At 51.1% G+C, this 3,269-nt stretch carries 2 rRNA genes; both read right to left on the bottom strand.

The annotated features are described in order from the left end of the window. Window positions 1–45: 45 nt before the first annotated feature. A 5S ribosomal RNA gene (gene rrf / locus ACXAFR_RS27150) occupies window positions 46–161 on the bottom strand. A 158-nt stretch (window positions 162–319) separates the two neighbouring features. Next, window positions 320–3,192: ribosomal RNA gene (locus ACXAFR_RS27145) — 23S ribosomal RNA — on the bottom strand. Window positions 3,193–3,269 lie beyond the last annotated feature (77 nt).

Genomic DNA, 3,269 nt, shown 5'->3' with positions numbered 1-3,269 from the left:
CATAAAAAAACCCCCAGAGCGGAGCTCTGAGGGTTCATAATAGAAGGCTGACAATGACCTACTCTCACATGGGGAAACCCCACACTACCATCGGCGATACTTCGTTTCACTACTGAGTTCGGGATGGGATCAGGTGGTTCCAAAGCTCTATGGTTGTCAGCCAAACTGGCTTAAGCTCGAAGGTCTTACGCTCTACTGAGTGCCTTGATCGACTTAAATAGGGTTGGCGTTCAAGTTGTATAACTGCTTTTTACTCTGATTAATCGTTGCTTACCTGTCCTGAGTCATGTCGCGTCGCGATATTAGTGACTTCAGTTATATGGTCAAGCCTCACGGGCAATTAGTATGGGTTAGCTCAACGCCTCACAGCGCTTCCACACCCCACCTATCAACGTCTTGGTCTTAAACGGCCCTTTAGGGGAATCAAGTTCCCAGGGAAAGCTTATCTTGAAGGAGGCTTCCCGCTTAGATGCTTTCAGCGGTTATCCCGTCCGAACATAGCTACCGGGCAATGCCATTGGCATGACAACCCGAACACCAGAGGTTCGTTCACTCCGGTCCTCTCGTACTAGGAGCAACTCTTCTCAACTTTCCAACGCCCACGGCAGATAGGGACCGAACTGTCTCACGACGTTCTAAACCCAGCTCGCGTACCACTTTAAATGGCGAACAGCCATACCCTTGGGACCGGCTTCAGCCCCAGGATGTGATGAGCCGACATCGAGGTGCCAAACACCGCCGTCGATGTGAACTCTTGGGCGGTATCAGCCTGTTATCCCCGGAGTACCTTTTATCCGTTGAGCGACGGCCCTTCCATACAGAACCGCCGGATCACTATGACCTACTTTCGTACCTGCTCGACGTGTCAGTCTCGCAGTCAAGCACGCTTATGCCATTGCACTAAGCTCATGATTTCCGACCATGATTAGCGTACCTTCGTGCTCCTCCGTTACTCTTTGGGAGGAGACCGCCCCAGTCAAACTACCCACCATACACTGTCCTCGATCCGGATAACGGACCTGAGTTAGAACCCCAAACATACCAGGCTGGTATTTCAAGGACGGCTCCACGACAACTGGCGTCATCGCTTCAAAGCCTCCCAGCTATCCTACACAAATAGGCTCAGAGTTCAGTGCAAAGCTGTAGTAAAGGTTCACGGGGTCTTTCCGTCTAGCCGCGGGAACACAGCATCTTAACTGCGATTTCAATTTCACTGAGTCTCGGGTGGAGACAGCGTGGCCATCATTACGCCATTCGTGCAGGTCGGAACTTACCCGACAAGGAATTTCGCTACCTTAGGACCGTTATAGTTACGGCCGCCGTTTACCGGGGCTTCGATCAAGAGCTTCGCTAATGCTAACCCCATCAATTAACCTTCCGGCACCGGGCAGGCGTCACACCCTATACGTCCACTTACGTGTTTGCAGAGTGCTATGTTTTTAATAAACAGTTGCAGCCACCTGGTCACTTCGACCGGCCTCAGCTTAGGGAGCAAGTCCCATCACCAAAGCCGGCGCACCTTCTCCCGAAGTTACGGTGCTATTTTGCCTAGTTCCTTCACCCGAGTTCTCTCAAGCGCCTTGGTATTCTCTACCTGACCACCTGTGTCGGTTTCGAGTACGGTTCTGTATAACCTATGCTTAGAAGCTTTTCTTGGAAGTATGGCATCAACCACTCCAGTCCTCGAAGAGGACCTCGTCATAACCTCTCGGCCTTAAGACCCCGGATTTACCTAAGATCTCAGCCTACAAGCTTAAACGCGGACAACCAACGCCGCGCTGGCCTAGCCTGCTCCGTCCCTCCATCGCAGTTATACAAAGTACAGGAATATTAACCTGTTTCCCATCGACTACGCATTTCTGCCTCGCCTTAGGGGCCGACTAACCCTGTCCCGATTAACGTTGGACAGGAAACCTTGGTCTTCCGGCGGGGAGGTTTTTCACCCCCCTTGTCGTTACTCATGTCAGCATTCGCACTTCTGATACCTCCAGCAAACCTCACAGTTCACCTTCAACGGCTTACAGAACGCTCCCCTACCATACTTAAAAAGTATCCGCAGCTTCGGTTGCTAATTTAGCCCCGTTACATCTTCCGCGCAGGCCGACTCGACTAGTGAGCTATTACGCTTTCTTTAAAGGGTGGCTGCTTCTAAGCCAACCTCCTAGCTGTCTAAGCCTTCCCACATCGTTTCCCACTTAACTAGCATTTGGGACCTTAGCTGGCGGTCTGGGTTGTTGCCCTTTCCACGACGGACGTTAGCACCCGCCGTGTGTCTGCCATGATTGCACTCACTGGTATTCGGAGTTTGCATGGGGTTGGTAAGTCGGGATGACCCCCTAGCCCAAACAGTGCTCTACCCCCAGTGGTGAGACATGACGCACTACCTAAATAGTTTTCGGGGAGAACCAGCTATCTCCGGGCTTGATTAGCCTTTCACTCCGATCCACAGCTCATCCCCGCATTTTTCAACATACGTGGGTTCGGTCCTCCAGTGCCTGTTACGGCACCTTCAACCTGGCCATGGATAGATCGCCCGGTTTCGGGTCTATTGCTAGCAACTAAACGCCCTATTAAGACTCGGTTTCCCTACGCCTCCCCTACTCGGTTAAGCTTGCTACTAACAATAAGTCGCTGACCCATTATACAAAAGGTACGCCGTCACAGAACAAGTCTGCTCCGACTGCTTGTACGCACACGGTTTCAGGTTCTATTTCACTCCCCTCGCCGGGGTTCTTTTCGCCTTTCCCTCACGGTACTGGTTCACTATCGGTCAGTTAGGAGTATTTAGCCTTAGAGGATGGTCCCCCTATCTTCAGTCAAAATATCACGTGTTTCGACCTACTTAATACGTCAATCATCGTTTTCGTGTACGGGACTATCACCCTGTATCGTCCAACTTTCCAGAAGGTTTCACTAACTCAGATTGCTCGGCTGGTCCCCGTTCGCTCGCCGCTACTAAGGGAATCTCGGTTGATTTCTTTTCCTCCGGGTACTTAGATGTTTCAGTTCCCCGGGTTCGCCTCTTGCACCTATGAATTCAGTACAAGATACCCATAAAGGGTGGGTTTCCCCATTCGGAAATCCACGGATCAAAGTCTGTTTGCCGACTCCCCGTGGCTTATCGCAGGCTCCTACGTCCTTCATCGCCTCTAACTGCCAAGGCATCCACCGTGTGCGCTTAGTCGCTTGACCATATAACTCAAGCCACTAATTGTTTGCGACTTACAATTTGATAACTTTCTTCAGAATAAGATTAAACCTCAATCTCA

This window comes from Pseudomaricurvus sp. ABR4_320 (assembly GCF_056159445.1).
This window is presented reverse-complemented; position numbering and strand designations above follow the sequence as displayed.